The sequence below is a fragment of the Vineibacter terrae genome (genome assembly GCF_008039615.1).
In the GTDB taxonomy this organism is placed as follows: Bacteria; Pseudomonadota; Alphaproteobacteria; order Reyranellales; family Reyranellaceae; genus Vineibacter; species Vineibacter terrae.
In genome coordinates this window covers 52,668-70,300 of record NZ_VDUZ01000009.1, presented here as the reverse complement: position 1 = coordinate 70,300, position 17,633 = coordinate 52,668, and the positions used below count along the sequence as shown (strand labels likewise).

General features: G+C 68.5%; 17 protein-coding genes. 11 read left to right on the top strand and 6 right to left on the bottom strand.

The features are described from left to right. The first annotated feature begins 21 nt into the window (after positions 1–21). From FHP25_RS10140 to FHP25_RS10120, 5 genes are all read left to right on the top strand, one after another. A complete protein-coding gene (locus FHP25_RS10140; protein ID WP_178133436.1) occupies positions 22–765 on the top strand; it encodes an IclR family transcriptional regulator in 744 nt (247 codons plus the stop codon). Positions 766–924: 159 nt separating this feature from the next. Then, positions 925–2,160, top strand: coding sequence for an acyl-CoA dehydrogenase family protein (locus tag FHP25_RS10135; RefSeq protein WP_147846814.1), 1,236 nt, complete (start codon positions 925–927; stop codon positions 2,158–2,160). A gap of 28 nt (positions 2,161–2,188) precedes the next feature. Further along, positions 2,189–3,172, top strand: coding sequence for a Bug family tripartite tricarboxylate transporter substrate binding protein (locus FHP25_RS10130; RefSeq protein WP_147846813.1), 984 nt, complete (start codon positions 2,189–2,191; stop codon positions 3,170–3,172). A gap of 62 nt (positions 3,173–3,234) precedes the next feature. Further along, positions 3,235–4,386 carry a CaiB/BaiF CoA transferase family protein gene (locus FHP25_RS10125; protein WP_147846812.1) on the top strand — a complete coding sequence of 384 codons (1,152 nt, stop codon included), beginning with the start codon at positions 3,235–3,237 and terminating at the stop codon, positions 4,384–4,386. 8 nt (positions 4,387–4,394) lie between these two features. Continuing rightward, a complete protein-coding gene (locus tag FHP25_RS10120) occupies positions 4,395–5,204 on the top strand; it encodes an enoyl-CoA hydratase/isomerase family protein (protein WP_147846811.1) in 810 nt (269 codons plus the stop codon). A gap of 136 nt (positions 5,205–5,340) precedes the next feature. Here the strand turns inward: FHP25_RS10120 and FHP25_RS10115 are convergent, their stop codons facing one another. From FHP25_RS10115 to FHP25_RS10100, 4 genes are all read right to left on the bottom strand, one after another. After that, positions 5,341–5,994 (bottom strand): TIGR02466 family protein, encoded by a 654-nt coding sequence (locus FHP25_RS10115; protein WP_178133434.1) that lies wholly within the window; start codon positions 5,992–5,994, stop codon positions 5,341–5,343. A 46-nt stretch (positions 5,995–6,040) separates the two neighbouring features. Beyond that, positions 6,041–6,712, bottom strand: a complete 672-nt coding sequence (locus FHP25_RS10110; RefSeq protein WP_147846809.1) for a TIGR02466 family protein — start codon at positions 6,710–6,712, stop codon at positions 6,041–6,043. Between the two features lie 78 nt (positions 6,713–6,790). Beyond that, the gene (locus FHP25_RS10105; protein ID WP_147846808.1) at positions 6,791–7,309 is read right to left on the bottom strand and encodes a GNAT family N-acetyltransferase; all 519 of its coding nucleotides are present in this window, start codon (positions 7,307–7,309) and stop codon (positions 6,791–6,793) included. A 4-nt stretch (positions 7,310–7,313) separates the two neighbouring features. Further along, entirely contained in the window at positions 7,314–8,564 is a 1,251-nt protein-coding gene (locus FHP25_RS10100; protein ID WP_147846807.1) for an epoxide hydrolase family protein, read from the bottom strand. A gap of 98 nt (positions 8,565–8,662) precedes the next feature. On the opposite strand from FHP25_RS10100, the gene FHP25_RS10095 reads away from it, so the two are divergent. Further along, positions 8,663–10,309 (top strand): FAD-binding oxidoreductase, encoded by a 1,647-nt coding sequence (locus FHP25_RS10095; RefSeq protein WP_178133433.1) that lies wholly within the window; start codon positions 8,663–8,665, stop codon positions 10,307–10,309. Here the strand turns inward: FHP25_RS10095 and FHP25_RS10090 are convergent. Both FHP25_RS10090 and FHP25_RS10085 read right to left on the bottom strand, forming a co-directional pair. Beyond that, positions 10,293–11,210 carry an ADP-ribosylglycohydrolase family protein gene (locus FHP25_RS10090; protein ID WP_147846806.1) on the bottom strand — a complete coding sequence of 306 codons (918 nt, stop codon included), beginning with the start codon at positions 11,208–11,210 and terminating at the stop codon, positions 10,293–10,295. The two genes, FHP25_RS10095 and FHP25_RS10090, sit on opposite strands and share 17 nt — an antisense overlap. Positions 11,211–11,215: 5 nt before the next feature. Then, positions 11,216–11,827, bottom strand: a complete 612-nt coding sequence (locus FHP25_RS10085; protein ID WP_178133432.1) for a TetR/AcrR family transcriptional regulator — start codon at positions 11,825–11,827, stop codon at positions 11,216–11,218. A 268-nt stretch (positions 11,828–12,095) separates the two neighbouring features. On the opposite strand from FHP25_RS10085, the gene FHP25_RS10080 reads away from it, so the two are divergent. The 5 genes from FHP25_RS10080 to FHP25_RS10060 all read left to right on the top strand — a co-directional run bounded on the left by FHP25_RS10080 (position 12,096) and on the right by FHP25_RS10060 (position 17,556). Next, on the top strand, positions 12,096–13,649 hold the full coding sequence (locus FHP25_RS10080) for an ABC transporter substrate-binding protein (protein WP_147846804.1): 1,554 nt from the start codon (positions 12,096–12,098) through the stop codon (positions 13,647–13,649). A 159-nt stretch (positions 13,650–13,808) separates the two neighbouring features. Continuing rightward, positions 13,809–14,765, top strand: coding sequence for an ABC transporter permease (locus tag FHP25_RS10075; protein ID WP_147846803.1), 957 nt, complete (start codon positions 13,809–13,811; stop codon positions 14,763–14,765). Between the two features lies 1 nt (position 14,766). Continuing rightward, on the top strand, positions 14,767–15,582 hold the full coding sequence (locus FHP25_RS10070; protein ID WP_178133431.1) for an ABC transporter permease: 816 nt from the start codon (positions 14,767–14,769) through the stop codon (positions 15,580–15,582). Beyond that, positions 15,579–16,562, top strand: coding sequence for an ABC transporter ATP-binding protein (locus tag FHP25_RS10065; protein WP_147846801.1), 984 nt, complete (start codon positions 15,579–15,581; stop codon positions 16,560–16,562). Before FHP25_RS10070 ends, FHP25_RS10065 begins: the two co-directional genes overlap by 4 nt. Before the next feature lies 1 nt (position 16,563). Then, positions 16,564–17,556: an ABC transporter ATP-binding protein gene (locus FHP25_RS10060; RefSeq protein WP_147846800.1), complete on the top strand. Its 993-nt coding sequence runs from the start codon at positions 16,564–16,566 to the stop codon at positions 17,554–17,556. Positions 17,557–17,633 lie beyond the last annotated feature (77 nt).

Genomic DNA, 17,633 nt, shown 5'->3' with positions numbered 1-17,633 from the left:
TCCATGGCGGCAGAACGGTCGGTGAAATCGGCACGCCGGGCGCTCGAGATTCTTGATCTCTACGAGAAGCTGCGCCGGCCGGCAGCAGTAGGCGAGATCGCCGCCATGCTCGGCTACCCGCAGTCGAGCACGTCGTTCCTGATGAACGACCTGCGGCGCACGGGATACCTGAACTACGACACCGAGACACGCCGCTTCGCGCCGACCATGCGCGTGGCTCTGCTCGGCGGATGGATCCACGCCGGCACGTTCGGTCGCAACGAGATCTTCGGACTGCTGGCACGGGTGCGCGAGCTGACGCGCATGACGACGATGCTCTGCACGCAGAACGGTGTCGAGCTGCAATACATGTACGTCATCGAGGCGCGCCGGTCGTCATCCAAGCTGGCCCTGCGGCCGGGGACATCGCGGCCGATCTGCCGCGGCGCCGGTGGCCTGGTGCTGCTGGCCGAACGGACCGATGCGGAGGTCGGCCGCATCGTGCGCCTGATCAACGCCACCGCTGCCGCGCAGCACGAGGATCTCGGGTGCGTTCTGCGCCATGTCGGCCGCACCCGTCGCGACGGCTACGGTTGGATCACGAACGGTGTGTTCCGCGACGTTGGCTCGGTCGCCGTGCGGCTGCCTTTCAACGACATCCTCAACAAGCCGCTGGTGCTTTCAGTGGCAGGGTCGGCACGTCGTATCCGGGCCGAGCATCGGCTTCTCGCCGACGTGCTGCGCAAGCAGGTCGCCTCGCATTGCCAGACGATGCCTGACGCGTAGCCGGCAGCCTCCCGTATCGCTCGATCCGAGAGCAGTTCCTGCGCGGCTCCGGCATCGCACGACATTGCATATGCAATATCATGCGCGAAGGGCCCCGCAGCCGCTCCGCCCGCCGCCGATGGGTGCTAACACGGTCCGCCGACCGAGGGAGGAACGGACATGAATGCCATCGCCTACGAGTACCCGGAAGATGTGCGCGCCGTGCGCGACGGCATCGAAAGCTTCCTGCATGCGGAAGTTTTCACGCGACACGCGCGGCACGAGGCGCTGCTGGATGACGATCGCAAGCTCTACGCCGAAGACGGCCGCTTCAGCCCGGCCGTGCTCGACATCATCCGCGAGATCCGCATGGCCTCGGCCGCGGCCGGCTACTACGCCATGTGCGCACCCGAGCAGATCGGCGGCGCCGGGATGGGCCATGTCGCCTGGTTCGGCGTGTGGGAAAAGATCTTCCATGCCTGCGGCTACAAGCACTGGCTTGGCCACTACGCCGTGAGCCACTGGGCGATGGGACCAAGCCCGGTGCTCGCCAAGATGACGCCGGAAGCCAAGCGCCGGATCCTGCCCGACATGATGTCCGGCAAGACCAGCATGTGCTTCGGGTTGTCCGAGCCCGGCGCCGGCTCGGATGCGGCGCGCATCAAAACCCGCGCGGTCGCCGACGGCGATGGCTGGCGCCTGAGCGGCGGCAAGATCTGGACGACGAACAGCCCACATGCCGAGTTCTGCATCGTCTTTGCCGTCACCGACGCGGAGCGCGCGTCGCAGGGCAAGGGCGGCATCAGCGCCTTCCTGGTGCCGACCGATGCGCCCGGCTTCAAGGTCGAGCGCATCATCAAGATGTGGGGCAGCGCCGGCGGCGACGAAGCGCTGCTGCACTTCGACGACGTGCGGATCGAGCCTTACCAGCTGGTCGGCGAGCTGCACCGCGGCTTCGCCACGGCGATGCTGGGGGTCAACCTCGGGCGCATCTACAACTCGGCCCGCGCCGTCGGCGTCTCGCGCTGGGCGCTGGAGATGGGCTTCGAGTACACCAAGGTGCGCCAGGCTTTCGGCCATCCGATTGCCGAATACCAGGGGGTGACCTTCCCGCTGGCCGAGGCGGCAATGCAGATCCATGCCGCCCACCTGATGAGCCTCAACGTCTCGCAGCTCCTCGACCGCGGCCTGCCTGCCCGCAAGGAGCTGTCGATGACCAAGGCCTTTGCCGTCCAGGCCGGCGCCAAGGCCCTCGATTCGGTGATGCAGGTGCACGGCGCCATGGGCATGACCAACGAGCTGAACCTGACCGAGGCCTATGTGTCGATGCGCAAGGTGAACATCGCCGACGGCTCGAACGAGATCCTGCGGCGCGCCATCGCCAGGGCGATGCTGGACGGCGACCTGGCGTTGTGACCGATAACGGGCCAAGGAGATTACAGACATGCTGACGAGACGACGCCTGGCAGCGCTGGCATCCGCCGCGATGCTGCCTGCCACTGCCGTGCGCGCAGAAGAGCGCTGGCCAACGAAGCTGTTGCGTGTCCTGGTCGGATCGGCGCCGGGGAGCAGCGTTGATGCGCCGGTGCGCGCCGTCTGCCAACGGCTCAGCGAGCGCTTCGGCGTGTCGATCGTCGTCGAGAACAAGGTGGGTGCGGCGGGAACCATCGCGGCGAGCGAGGCGCTGCGCGCGCCGGCCGACGGCTACACGCTGCTGATCGGCACCAACGGCGAGCTGGTCAACGGCGAGTTTCTTTGGCGCAACTCGGGACGCACCTTCCCCTATGACCCGGCCAAGGACTTCGTGCCCGTGGCCCTCGTCCAGCGCGGCGCGGGCATGCTCGTGGTGCGCCCGGGCCTGGGCGTCAACTCGCTCGCCGAGCTGGTCGCGAAGGCCAAGGCAAACCCGGGAAAACTCACGATCGGGTCCGGCGGTGTCGGCTCGACGGTGCATCTGGTGGCGGAGCTGTTCAACCGGGAGGCCGGAATCGACACGCTGATCGTGCATTACCGCGGCAGCCCACCGACCCTGATGGCCATCCGGTCGGGCGATATCGACATGATGTTCGCCACGCCTTTCGAGATCATCGACTTCGTCAAGCAGAAGGACATGATCCCGCTGGCCGTGAGCCATACGCAGCGCATCCCGATGTACCCGGACGTGCCCACGTTTGCCGAGCTGGGCCTGCCCAATGTCATCAATCTGCCGTTCGTCACCTTCTGCGTGCGCAGCGGCACGCCGGACCACGTGGTGCGCACGCTCAACCAGGCCGTGATCGAGGAGATCGCCGGCGGCCCGGGCAAGCCGCCGCTCACATCGCCCGGTCGCGAGTCGCCGCCGCTGACGCCGGAACAGCTCGCCGCCTTCATCACCCATGAGCGCGAGCGCTGGGCCGACATCATCCTCAAGGCCAAGATCGCCACCTGACACGCGAGCCAACCGGGATTCCGGACGCTCGCATCCATGTCGCAGAAGCGGGGTACACGGCCATGCAGCCGCTGAAAGGCGTGCGCGTGATGGAGTTCACGCTCAATATTGCCGGCTCCCAGGCCGGCCAGATCCTCGCCGCCCTGGGAGCCGACGTGATCAAGATCGAGCGCCCCGACGGTGGTGACGACTGCCGCGCCTGGGGGCCTCCCTTCGCCCGCGACGCCAGCATGATGTTCAACACCATGAATCGCGGCAAGAGGAGCATCCGGCTCGACCTCAAGGACCCCGCTTCCGTCGCCTGGGTCAGGCAGCAGCTCGCCGAGCACGACGTGCTGATCGAGAACATGCGCCCGGGCGCCATGGAAGCCGCCGGTCTGGGCGCTGCCGCGCTGCGTGCCGAGCACCCACGTCTCGTCTACTGCTCGCTGTCGGCCTTCGGCTCGCGCGGCCCGCTGCAGGGAAGTCCGGGCTACGAGGAGGTCGTCCAGGCCTTCTCGGGCCTGTTCAGCGTCAATGGTGACGAGGCCTCGCCGCCGGCGCGCATCGGCACCTCGGTGCTGGATCTTGGCACCGGGATCTGGGCGGCGCTCGGCTGCCTTGCGGCGGTGATGGAACGACACCGCACCGGGCAAGGCTGCCTCGTGGAGGGTTCGCTGCTGGAGACCGCGCTCGGCTGGCTTGCCATTCCGCTTGCCACCTACGCCGCTTCGGGTGAGTTGCCACGCCGCTCCCGGTCCGGGAGCGCCAAGGTCGTGGTCTATCGCTGCTTCGACGCCCAGGACGGCGAGATCATGATCGCCGGCGCCAACGACCGGCTGTTCGCCAAGCTGGCGCGCGCGCTTGGCCATCCCGAGTGGGCCAGCGACGAGCGCTTCCGCACCGCGCGCGGCCGCAGCGCAAACCGCGAGATGCTGAACGGCATGATCGCACCCCTTGTCCGCGGTGCGACGCGCGCCCAGTGGATGGCGCGCCTGACGGCGGCCGGCGTCCCGTGCGCGCCGGTCAACACGCTGCCGGACGTGCTTGACCACCCGCAAGTTCAGGCGCTCGATATCTTCGACACGGTCGAAGGCTCCGACGCCCGCCTCGTTCGTCTACCGGTGTCGTTCGACGGCCTGCGCCCGCGCGCAGCACGACCGGCGCCGATGCTTGGTGAGCACGACCCCGATCGGCTTGTCGCACGCGCCGCCCCGCGAACCGCCACCGAGTGAGGATGACGATGCAGCTCACGCACATTCGCTTCGAGGTCGCCGACGAGATCGCCACCATCACGCTCGACCGCCCCGAAGCCCGCAATGCGCTGTCGACGGAGATGCGGCACGACCTCGACCAGGTGCTCGCCTTGCTCAAGGAGCAGGCGGGCCAGCAGATCAAGGCCGCGATCATCACCGGCGCCGGCGGCAACTTTTCGGCCGGCGGCGATGTCAAGCGCATGCGCGCGCAGGAGGAGCCGCCTCTGGAAATGCGCAAACGCATGCGCGATGCCCATAATCGCCTGCATGATCTCGTCAATCTCGAGCTGCCGGTGATCGTCGCCGTCGATGGCGCTGCGGCCGGCGCCGGATGCAACCTCGCCCTTGCGGGCGATTTCATCCTGGCGACGCCCCGCGCCTTCTTCCTGCAGGCCTTCGGCCGCATCGGCCTCGTGCCGGATTGGTCCGGCCTGTTCCTGCTGCCGCGCATCGTCGGCTTGCAGAAGGCCAAGGAGCTGATCTTCAGCGCCCGCCGGCTGCCCGCCGCGGAAGCGAAGGAGCTCGGAATCGTCTACGCCATCCATTCCCCCGAAACCCTGATGGCCGAGGCCCGCAAGCTGGCCGCACGTTTCCGCCACGCGTCGACGGCCGCGATCGCGATGTCGAAGACGATCCTCAACCGTTCCTTCGAGCTCGACCTGCATGCGGTTCTGGAGATGGAGGCCGCCAGCCAGGCGATCGCCCGCAATACCGATTATCACCGCCAGGCGGTGGCGAGGTTCGGCGACAGGCAACCCAGCCTGTTCGACTGGGAAGCGATGGACCGCGGAAAATAGCGAGTCACGGCTGTCATCCCGAGCGTAGCGAGGGATCTCCTGCGAATGGCGCACGGTACGTCTTTCGCGGGAGATCCCTCGCTGCGCTCGGGATGACGGGTCGGGTGTAGCAGGGAGCAGCGAGGCGGGTACCGGATCAGCCCGGCAGCTTGATCGGGATGCGGCCCTTCCACAGCGGTGCCGACGCGGTCTCGCCGAACTGGCGGAACATCAGGTTGAAGGCGATCGACACACGCTCTGCATTCGACATGTTGATCGGCACCTGGTGGACCAGCCAGCCCGGGAACAGGACCAGCCGGCCATCCCGCGCCTCGATGGTCATGCTGTTGCCGTTGAGCGGGTTGAATTCCTCGGGATGGGGCATCAGCACCTGCGCCTGCGACCGCGGATCGAGGAACTCGATGCGGTCGGCGCCCTGCGGGATGGAGACGTAGTAGACGCCGCTCAGGAAATTGTTGGGGTGGCTGTGGCTGGAATTGATGCCCCCGGGCGGGTTGATGTTGGCCCAGCAGCCGGTGACGAACATCGCATACTTCTCGAGGCGCAGGGAGCGCAGGGCGCCACGGGCCGCGGTCTCGACAAGGCTCACGAACTCGGCGAATTGCGGCAGCTTGTGCAGCACCGGATCGGTCTGCCAGTTGGTGCCCTTGGGCACGGCAGGACGCGGCGTCGCCAGCTTCGTGATCTCGGCCATCAGCCTGCCGTTGACCGCACGCGCCATGTCTGCCTTCAGGTCGACGATCCACAGCGGCGTGGGAAAGATCTGCCGCATTTCCGTGCGTTCGATCATCACCTGTCCGCCTCCCCGCATCCTGCCATCGGCAGGCTATCGCCGATCATTCCGCCTTCCTCGTCGACACGTTGCCCTTCCACATGGGCGAGCTCAGCGTCTCGGTGTAGCGCGGAATCATGAAGTTGAACGCAATGCTCATGCGTTCCAGATCGCTCTGGCTGGAGACGACATGATGCTGCAGCCATGACGGGAACAGCACGATGCGCCCGTCCTGCACCTTGACCGACAGGCTGTTGGTGTTGCGGGTGTTGAACTGCGACGGCCGCGGCATCAGCACATGGGCCTGCGGCCGCGGATCGGAGAACACGATCTCCGCCGCCTCCGGTCCCGCCTGGATGTAGTAGGTGCCGCTCAGCAGGTTGTTGGGATGCGTGTGGCGCGGGTGATGCGCGCCCGGCGGGTTGATGTTGGCCCAGCAGCCGGTGATCACCAGCGGGTGCTCCTCGAGCCCCCACCAGCGCATGGCGCCGCGCGCCGCCATCGTCACGACCTCGCACAGCCGCGCGAACTTGGGGCTTTCGTGCAGATCCTGCGCGGTCTGCCAGTTGGCGCCCTTGGGAATCGGCGGCCGCGGCGTCAGCAGCCGCTCGATCTCGGCGCGCAGCGCCTCGTTCAGCGGCCGATATGTCGCAGGATCGAGGTCGACGATCCACAGCGGCGTCGGAAAGACCTCCTGGACGTCGACCTTGCTGATCTTCGGCTGCTCGCCTGCCATCAATCGCGCTCCTGCCTCGCGTGCCGGCGCACTATAGCGAAGCCGGCCGCCGGCGGCATGCGCCGCGACGCCACGGCGCTACACGGCCCGCCGCATCAGCACCCGGCGCCATGCCGGATGCCCCAGCCTGATCTCCTCCTGACGCAAGCCGCGCAGGGCGCGCGTGTAGGCACCGGGCGGCACGATCCCGAACCCGCGGCGGGCGTAGAAAGGCGCGTTCCAGGGCACACCGTCATACGTCGACAGCAGGAGCGTGCGATGATCCGCCGCGCGCGCCGCGTCACAGGCGTTCTCGATCAACGCCGAGCCGATGCCGCGGCCGGCGGTGCGCGGCAGCACCGAGAGCTGATGCAGGTAGGCCTCGCCGTCCACGGTCGTCAACAACGCGAACCCCAGTGGACGATTGATGCCGTCGACCGCGACCCAGAGCCAGCCGCGCCGATACGCCTCTTGCAGCACCGGCAGCGGCGCCGGCTGCATGGCGAGCACCCACGGCATGGCGACACGGCGGAAGACGAGGTCCGCCATGTTTTCGATCTGCTGGACCGTGCGCAGCTCGCTGCGTCGCGCCAGCCGGATCGCATAGGGGTGCGGCATGGTCTCAATCGTTGGCAGCCCCGAAGCGCATCGGCCGCACGAAGTCGCGGATGTCGGCGACCCACAAATCGGGCTCCTCCATCGCCGCGAAGTGTCCGCCGGACGGCATCTTCGTGTAGCGCCGCAGGTTGAAGGCGCGCTCGACCCAGGCCTCGGGTGGCGGCGGCGCCAGGTCGGCAGGAAAGGCGGCGAAAGCCGTCGGCACCTCGACCTTCCTCCCCGGCGGCAGCGCCAGCGACTTCTCCTCGATCACGCCACGATAGAGCCAGGTCGCGGTCCCGGCCGTTCCCGTCAGCCAGTAGACCATGATGTTGTCGAGCAGGCGGTCCATGCTGAAGCGCGTGCCGGGATCGCCCTTGCAATCGCTCCACCCGTGGAACTTCTCGACGATCCAGGCGGCGAGGCCCGCTGGAGAGTCGGCGAGCCCGACGCCCAGCGTCTGCGGCTTGGTCGACTGGATGCGCTGATAGGCCGTCTTCTCACTGCGGCCGGCGCGCGCCTGGACGAGCCACTGCGTCTCCGCCTCGGTGAGGCCGGCGGTGCGCTCGTCGATGCCCGGGCGCAGCGCCATCATGTTCAGATGCAGCGCCTGGCAACCGGTCTCGACATCGCCCTCGCCCTTGGTCACGGGATGATCAAAGGCCACCCAGGCCGATACCGTGCTGCCCCAGTCGCCGCCCTGCACGACATAGGGGCGCTGGTAGTTCAGCGCCTCGACCATCAGCCGATGCCACAGGCCGGCAATCGCACGCGGGCCGATCGGCCCGACCGTGCCGTCGGCCCGCACCGGCGGCGCCGACCAGCCATAGCCCGGCAGCGACGGCACGACGACGTCGAAGGCGTCCAGCGCATCGCCGCCGTGACGCTCGGGATGGGCAAGCGTGTCGATCACATGCAGGAACTCGACCACCGACCCGGGCCAGCCATGCGTCACCAGCAGCGGCACCGGCGGCGGCGCGCCGCGCACGATGGTGCCGGGCTCGCGGATGAAATGCAGGCGTTGCGGGCCGATATCGACGAGATAGTTGGGAAAGCCGTTGATCTCGTCCTCGAGCCGCCGCCAATCGTAGGCATAGCGCCAATGATCGACCAGCTCGCGCAGGAACGCAGGGTCGGTGCCATAGTCCCAGCCGGCATGATCGATGCCAGCCGGCGGCTTCCAGCGCCGCAACCGCTCGTCGAGATCATCGAGGCGCTGGTCCGGCATGGTGATCCGGAACGGCTCGGGCGTTTCGAAGCGTGTACTCTCGGGCATGCCAGGTTGTCTGAGGATATCGGGAGGCCACATTGCCTTCCCCACGCATGGAAGAGCAAGATCGCGCGCAAGCACACGCCAATCAATGGAGGACACGCATGTCGGGCCTGCCGCCACGGCGCATGAAATTCTGGGGCTGGGGCTTCGAGGGCGAAGGCGCGACGCCGGAAGAACGCACCGCCGTGCACAAGACGGCCGCCACGAAATTTGGCGCCACCACGTTCGACGACACGCCGCCGCGCGCCGAAGATTACACGCTGCGTGCCCCGCGCGTGGCCGTGCCGCAGGCGCTGGCGGGCTTCTGCAGCAGCGAGCGCCTGGACCGGCTGGTGCACGCCTACGGCAAGTCCTTCATCGACTCGGTGCGCATCTTCGAGCGGCGCGTGCCCAACCCGCCCGACGTCGTGGCCTATCCCGGCGGCGAGCAGGACGTGGTCGACCTGCTGGACTGGGCAGCGTCGAACGATGTGGCGGTCATTCCCTTCGGCGGCGGCTCCTCGGTGGTCGGCGGCGTCGAGCCGGTGGTGGGCGACGCCTTCAAGGGCGTCGTCTCGGTCAACCTGCAGCGCCTCGACAAGGTGCTGGAGGTCGACAAGGCCAGCCGTGCCGCCCGCATCCAGGCCGGCGTGCTGGGGCCGCAGCTCGAGGCGCAGCTGCGCCCGCACGGGGTGACCCTGCGGCATTTCCCGCAGAGCTTCGAGTATTCCACCCTGGGCGGTTGGATCGCCACCCGCTCGGGCGGGCATTTCGCGACCCTCTACACGCATATCGACGATTTCGTGGAGCAGGTGCGCATGGTCACGCCGCGCGGCGTGTGGGAGAGCTTCCGCCTGCCCGGCTCCGGCGCCGGCCCCAGCCCCGACCGGCTGGCGATCGGTTCCGAAGGCGCGCTCGGCGTCATCACCGAGGCCTGGATGCGCCTGCAGGACCGACCGCGCTTTCGCGCCGGCACGTCGGTCGGCTTCCGGACGTTCGAGGATGCCTGGGGCGCCGTGCGCGCCATATCGCAGGCCGGCCTCTATCCTGCCAATGTCCGTCTGCTGGACCGCGTCGAGGCCCATACCACCGGCGCCGGCGACGGCACGGCCGACGTGATGGTGCTGGCCTTCGAGTCGGCCGACCACGATGTCGGGCCATGGATGGCGCGCGCCCTGGAATGCGTGCGCGACCATGGCGGCACGCCCGACATGGACCAGCTCGAGGCGACCGGCGGCCATCGCGAAGGCGCCTCGGGCGCCTGGCGCAACGCCTTCATCCGCATGCCGTTCTTCCGCGAGATCCTCACGCCGCTGGGCGTGCTGTTCGACACCTTCGAGACCGCCATCACCTGGGACCGGTTCGGCGACTTCCACGCCAACGTGATGGCGGCCCTGCATGACGTGATGCGGCGCGAATGCGGACCGGGCGCCATCGCCTCCTGCCGTTTCACGCATGTCTATCCCGACGGGCCGGCGCCCTATTTCAGTTTCTACGGCAAGGGGCGGCCCGGCGGCATGGTCGATCAATGGCAGGCGATCAAGCACGCCTGCTCGGATGTGCTGAACCGGCTCGGCGGCACGATCACGCACCATCACGCCGTCGGCCGCGACCACATGCCCTGGTACGAGAAGCAGCGCCCCGACCTGTTCGCCGCCGCGCTGCAGGGGGCCAAGGACGCGATCGACCCCAGCGGCGTCATGAATCCCGGCGTGCTGCTGCCGCCCAAGCGCCAGACGGCGTCAGGCGCCGCTACCGCCGTCCGGTAGACGCCGGGTCGCTTCCCTGCTGGACCAGCGCCCGCGCCAGCTCGGCGATGCGGTCGTGCCAGGCGAGCTTGCGGCGCCATGCCGCAGGGATCCCCGACAGGCCGTGGCGCGCCCCGGCGAGCTGGCCGGTGACGGCGCCAACCGTGTCCGCATCATCGCCCAGGTTCACGGCAACCAGAAGCGCGCTCGTGAAATCCTCGCAGGTGTCGACGGCCCACAGCGCCGCCTCGAGCGTGTCGATGACGTAGCCCGTGGACTTGATGTCGGCGCGGGTCTTGCTCTTCCAGGTGCCGGCGGCGATCGCCTGGACCTTGGGCGCAGCGAACAGGCGTGGCTCGACGGCAAGCGCTTCGGGCCACGACGCTCCGTTCAGCAACGCCACCAGGATGCGGGACATGAGGCGGCAACTGTCCAGGCACTCGATGGCGGCATGCGTCGTGCGGCTCTGCAGGACAGCGGCCGTGTCGGCGGCGCCGGCATCGCCGGCATGGAATATCGGCACCGGCGCCAGGCGCATGATCGAGCCGTTGCCGGCCGCCTTCGGGTCGGCCGAGCCCGCCAGCGGCTCCTGCGTGTCGAGGTAGCGGTCAATGGCCTGGCGGGTGGTGATCCCGATGTCGAAGCAGCGGCCGTTGACCGCGTTGTAGCCTTCGTCGCGCCAGCGGCGGAACCGGGCCATGAGGTCCGACGGATCGAGCCCGCGGCAGGCCAGCAGGCTGTCGGCGAGGCACAGCGCCATGCTGGTGTCGTCGGTCCATTCGCCGGCGTTCAGGCCGAAGGGACCGCCGCCGACGATGTCGGTGATAGGGGTGCCGGCGTCCCGCGCCGAGAACTCCAGCGTCGTTCCCAGGGCGTCGCCCACCGCGAGGCCCACGAGGCAGCCTATGGCCCGGTCGGTCATCGCCGTCAGGCCGCCATGGCGCGCCTGACATGGGCGATCAGCGCCGCGGTCACCGCCTCCATGTCGACATCCGTGGGCGCCACCAGCCATTGCGCCCGCGCCCCGCGCAGCGATGCCAGCAGCAGCGCGGCCTGCGCCACGGGGTCGACATCCGGCCGGATCTCGCCGGCAGCGATGCCGATCCGGATCTGCTTCTCGATCGCTGCCATCGACAGGCGGTTGAACTTGCGCATGATGTCGCGAAACTCGGATTGCGTCGTCAGCGCTTCCTTCTGGATCAGATGCAGCGCGCGCGACGCCGGCACGTCCACGCCGACATCAAGGTAGGTCGTGATGGTCGCCAGCAGCCGCTTCAGGCCCTCTGCCGGCGGCCCGGCGGCCGCCATGCGCTGTCTGTAGCGCCGGTGGATCTCGGCAACCACCGCGCGCAGCAGGCCCTCCTTGGTCTTGTAATGGTGCGCCGTCAGCCCGCGGCTATAGCCCGCCGCCTCGCCGACATCGCCCAGGGTCGTACCCTTGATGCCCCGTTCCGCGATCAATCGAATGGCGGCATCCAGCAGGCGCCGCTCGGCGGCCTCGCGACGGTCAGCCTGGGTCCTGCGCGCCTGCTTCGGCATCGCCTTACCCAAACGGCCTGCCTGCATCGACATTGTCACCTGTGTCCGCCTCTGCGGTTGCCCGCAAAGAAGTATTGGCTTGGCGCCATCTCGACAACCGGTTTTGCCGCCCCGGGATGGCCCCAGAAAAATGCTTGCTTCTTGATAAGCAAATTATGATAGTGCGCGCAATCGGATCCTGGAAGCGGTCCACACGGGAGGAAATGGCTGCGCGCGACGGCGTGCGGCGTGCGTCCACACACGACACGACAGAAGAAGGAGTGTGAGCATGGTCCGGTTGGGGAGGGCATCCGCCCGTTCGCGTTCGGTATTGTCCGGCGTCATCACGGCGCTGCTGCTGGGCAGCGCGGCTCTGTCGGCCGGCGCGGTGGAGCCCAAGCGCGGCGGCACGTTGACCGTCGGCCTGGCGCAGGATCCGCCGATCGTGGACCCGATCCGTACCGGCAGCTTCACGGAACGGCAGTTCGCGACGCCGGTCTACGAGGCGCTGTTCGACATCGACGCCAAGGGCCAGGCCGTGCCGTTCCTGGCCGAAAGCTACACGGTCTCCGAGGATGCCAGGACGTACCGCGTCAAGCTGCGCGCCGGCATCAAGTTCCACGACGGCACGCCGCTGGATGCCGACGCCGTGCTGGCCAACTTCGATCGCACGCGCAATCCGGCCAATGGCTGCCGTTGCCTGTCCTTCGTGCAGGAGATCGAGGCGGTCACGGCGGTCGACAAGCTGACGGTCGAGTTCAAGCTGAAGACCCCGAACGCCGCCTTCCCCACCATCCTGGCCGACGCGCCGGGCGTGATGGTGTCCCCGACCGCCTTCAAGGCCGACCCCACCGGCATCGGCACCAAGCCGGTGGGCACCGGCCCCTTCAAGTTCGTCGAATGGATCCGCGGCAGCCGCTACGTGCTCACCCGCAACCCGGGCTACTGGCGCCCCGGCCGTCCCTATATCGACCAGCTGGTGTTCCGCGGCATCCAGAACACCGAAACCCTGGAAGCGGCGTTCCTGTCGGGCCAGACCGACATCATCATCCAGCCGTCGCACCGCTTCGTGTCGCAGATGAAGAAGAACGCCAAGTACGTCGTGCTGCAGCCCGGCGGCTTCGGCTACGACGGCGTCTACATGAACCAGACGGAGCCGCCGTTCGACGATCTGCGCATCCGCCAGGCCGTCGCGCATGCGATGGACCGCGAGCTGCTGCGCAAGACGCTTCAGTTCGGCATCCCTCAGCTCGCCGACAGCCCCTACGGGCCGGGCATGACCGTGCACCAGAAGGTGCCGAACTATCCGAAATACGATCTGGCCAAGGCCAAGTCCCTGGTCGCGGCCTATGGCAAGCCGGTCACCTTCACGCTGCAGTTCAACAACTCGCCCAGCGCGCTGCGTCTGGCGCAGTCGCTGCAGGAGATGTGGGGCCTGGCCGGCATGAAGGTCGAGCTGCAGCCGGTCGACCAGAACCGCATCGTGCAGAACATGTCGTCCAAGCAGTTCGTGGCCTCGCTCTACCGCTTCACCGGCCGCGCCGATCCGCACATCAACACCTATCCGTTCTTCCATTCGAAGTTCGCCGACGTGACGCCGTCGTCGAACTACGGCCACTACAAGAACCCGAAGGTGGACGAGCTGCTGGAGCTGGGCGTGGCGACGGTCGACCCCGCCAAGCGCAAGGCGATCTATGGCGAGCTGGCGCAGGTGCTGGCGCAAGACCTGCCTTACGCCTACCTGTTCTACGTCGCCGACAACATCGTCATCACCCGCAAGGTGAAGGGCCTGCCGGCCGTGCCCGACGGCCTCGTGCGCTTCGCCGACATGTGGCTGGAGTAGGGTGATGGGTCGGCGGATCATTCCCTCCCCCAACGCAGTTGGGGGAGGTGCCCGGAGGGCGGAGGGGGAGGCAACGGGGTCTTTGTTACATAGACCACGTCGGCTCCCCTCCGCCCCTTCGGGACACCTCCCCAGCAAAGCTGGGGAGGAATGTTTGTCATGATCCTGCAGCGCTGGCTGTGGAGCGTGGCGGGTGTCGCCGGCACGCTCCTGGCGGTCTCGGCGGTGAGCTTCCTGCTGGTCGCGCTGCTGCCGGGCGACGTCGCGGTCCTGATCCTGGCCGACTCGGCGACACCCGAGCGCGTCGCGGCCCTGCGCGAGCAGCTGGGCCTGGATCAGCCGCTGCCCATCCGCTACCTGCAATGGCTGGGCAACGTGCTGTCGGGCGATCTCGGCCGCGCCATCCATTCCGGCGAGGCGACGCTCGACGTGATCCTGTCGCGGCTGCCGGTGACGATCGAGCTGATCCTGCTCACCCAGGTGGTGGCGCTGGGGCTGGCCATCCCGTTCGGCATCTGGAGCGCCTATCGCCGCGGCAGCAGCGTCGATACCGCCACCCTCGTCGGCTGCCTGGCCCTGCTGTCGACCCCGGCCTTCGTCGTCGGCCTGTTCCTGATCTACATCTTCGCGCTGAACCTGCAATGGCTGCCGGCCACCGGCTTCGTGCCGCTGCACGAGGGCATCGGCGCCAACCTGCAGAGCTTCGTGCTGCCGGTGGTGTCGCTGGCCCTGATCGAGGTGCCGGTCTACCTGCGCCTGCTGCGCAGCGAGATGATCGGCACGCTGCAGCAGAACTTCATCGCGCTCGCCCGCGGCATGGGGCTGCCGACCTGGCGCATCCTGCTGGAGAATGCGCTGCGGCCCTCGTCGCTGAACCTGATCACGGTGGTCGGCATCAACATGGGCCGGCTGATGGGCGGCGCCATCATCATCGAGCAGATGTTCGCCCTGCCCGGCGTCGGCCAGCTGCTGGTCGAGTCGATCTACCAGCAGGAATACCTGATGACGCAGGGCATCGTGCTGTTCGTGGCCACCATGTTCATCTTCATCAACCTGCTGACCGACCTGGTCTATGCCCTGGTCGACCCGCGTCTGCAGCGCGACGGCGGTCACTGACATGCGCCGCTATCGCCTCAGCGTCATGCTGTCGGTGGCCTGGCTGCTGCTGGTGGCGCTGGCCACCCTCACCGCCACCTGGCTGCCGATCGAGGATCCCAACAAGCAGAGCCTGCTGAACATGCTGGCCGCGCCCGGCATCGCGCGCTGGTTCGGCGCCGACTCGCTGGGACGCGATGTCTTCTCCCGCACCATCCACGGCTTTCGCATCACCTTTGCCGTCAGCCTGGGCGCCGCGGCGCTGGCGCTGGTGTTCGGCGGCGCGCTGGGCATCTGCGCCGGCTACTTCCGCGGCTGGGTCGAGCGCATCATCCTGATCGGCGTCAACGTGCTGCTCGCCTTCCCGCCGCTGGTGCTGATCATCGCCATGGTCGCCTATCCCGGCGAGGCGCTGGTCAAGGTCATCATCGCGCTGGGCATCGTCTTCATGCCGGCGGTGACGCGCATCGCGCGCGCCAACACGCTGCTCTTCAGCGAGCGCGAGTTCGTGACCGCCGCCCGCGCCGCGGGCATGAGCGATGCGCGTCTCATCGTGCGCGAGCTGCTGCCCAACCTCGTGCCCTCGCTGCTGGCCTACTGCCTGCTGCTGGTGGCCATCGGCGCCCTGGCCGAGGCGGGGCTGAGCTATCTCGGCCTCAGCGTGCCGCCGCCGACCCCGACTCTGGGCCAGATGATGGCCTCGGAGCAGGCCAATGCGCTGGAGGCGCCGCACGCGGTGTTCTTCCCCGCCGGCATGCTGTTCTTGACCATCTTCGCGCTCAACCTGATCGGCGAGGAGATCCAGCGCCGCATCGACGGCCGGGCGGGCACGGCATGACCACGGCGCCCCTGCTGGAGGTCGATGGCCTCAAGACGCATTTCCGCCTGCCGCACGGCGAGCTGCGGGCGGTCGACGGCGTGTCATTCACCCTGCAGGCCGGCCGCACGCTGGGCGTCGTCGGCGAGTCGGGCTCCGGCAAGTCGGTGCTGGCGCGCAGCATCATCGGCCTGCTGCCGATGGCGCAGGCGGTCGAGGCCGGCGGCCGTGTGGTCTTCGACGGCCGCGACCTGCGCCAGCTGCCGGAATCGGCGATGCGCCAGGTCCGCGGGCGGCAGATCGCGATGATCTTCCAGGACCCGCTGACATCGCTCAATCCCGTGATGACCGTGGGCCGCCAGATCGTGCAGGTCCTGCGCCAGCACACCGACCTGGCACCCACCGCCGCCCGCGAGCGCGCCGTCGAGCTGCTGGCCGAGGTCGGCATCCCGGCGCCGCGCCAGCGCGCCGCCGAGTATGCGCACCGCATGTCGGGCGGCATGCGCCAGCGCATCGTGATCGCCATCGCGCTGGCCTGCAACCCGCGCCTGCTGATCGCCGACGAGCCCACCACCGCGCTCGACGTCACCGTCCAGGCGCAGATCCTCGACCTCTTGCGCCGGCTGCAGGACAAGCACGCCATGGCGTTGATCCTGATCACGCACAATCTCGGCGTCGTCGCCGAGATGTGCGACGACGTCGCCGTGATGTATGCCGGCCGCATCGTCGAGCAGGCCGGCGTCGGCGACATCCTGGCGCGCCCGCGCATGCGCTACACCCAGGCGCTGCTGCAATCGGTGCCGCGCATCGACAGCCCCAGCCATGTGCGCCTGCCGGTCATCCCCGGCCAGCCGCCCAACCTGGTCACGCCGCCGTCGGGCTGCCGCTTCGCGCCGCGCTGCGCCCACCGGCTGGACCGTTGCGACAGCGAAATCCCACCCCAGAGCGGCGCCGGCACGGATCACCGCTTCGCGTGCTGGAACCCGAGTCCGGAGAGCTGACGTGGCAGGCAGCGGTACGGCGCATCTGCAGCGCGACAACGCGCTGCTGTCAGCGCAGAACCTGGTCAAGACCTACAAGGCCAAGGGCGGCCGCCGTGTGCAGGCGCTGTCCGACGTCTCGCTCGATATCGTGCGCGGCGAGACGCTGGGCGTGGTCGGCGAATCGGGCTCGGGCAAGTCGACCCTGGCGCGGGCGATCCTGGCCCTGCCGCGTCCCGACAGCGGCACCGTCCGCTTCGATGGCGCCGCGGTGTTCGACGCCGCCGGCGCACGGCTGCGCGGCCTGCGCCAGCAGATGCAGATGGTGTTCCAGGATCCGCTGTCGTCGCTGAACCCGGCGCATCGCATCCTGGACATCGTCGCGATGCCGCTGCTGGTGGCCGGAAGCGGCACGGCGGCCGAGCGGCGCGCGACGGTGATGGAGACGCTGCGCAGCGTCGGCCTCGACGGCGAGGTGGTCGGCCACCGCCGGCCCTACGAGCTCTCCGGCGGCCAATGCCAGCGCGTCAGCATCGCCCGCGCGCTGGTGCTGCGGCCGGCCCTGCTGGTCTGCGACGAGCCCGTGTCGGCGCTGGACGTCTCGGTGCAGGCCCAGGTGCTGAACCTGCTGGAGGATGCCAAGGCGGCCTTTTCGCTGACGATGCTCTTCATCTCGCACGACCTCAGCGTGGTGAAGGGCATCAGCGATCGCGTCATCGTGATGTATCTGGGCAAGATCTGCGAGATCGCCCCCACCGATGCGCTCTACGCCACGCCGCGCCATCCCTACACCGCGACGCTGCTGGCATCGGTGCCGTCGCTCACGCCCAAGCGCCGCAGCGCCCAGCCGCAGATGCCGCGCGGCGAGACGCCATCGCCGCTGGACGTGCCCTCCGGCTGCCGCTTCCGCACCCGCTGCCCGGCCGCCACCGAGCGCTGCGCCCGCGAGGAGCCGCAGATCCGCCCCATCGACGGCTCCCCCGGACATTTCGTGGCCTGCCATCATCCAGGATAAGCTCCTTCCCCCAACGCAGTTGGGGGAAGTGCCCGAAGGGCGGAGGGGGAGCCAACGAGGTCCCAGTTACATAGACC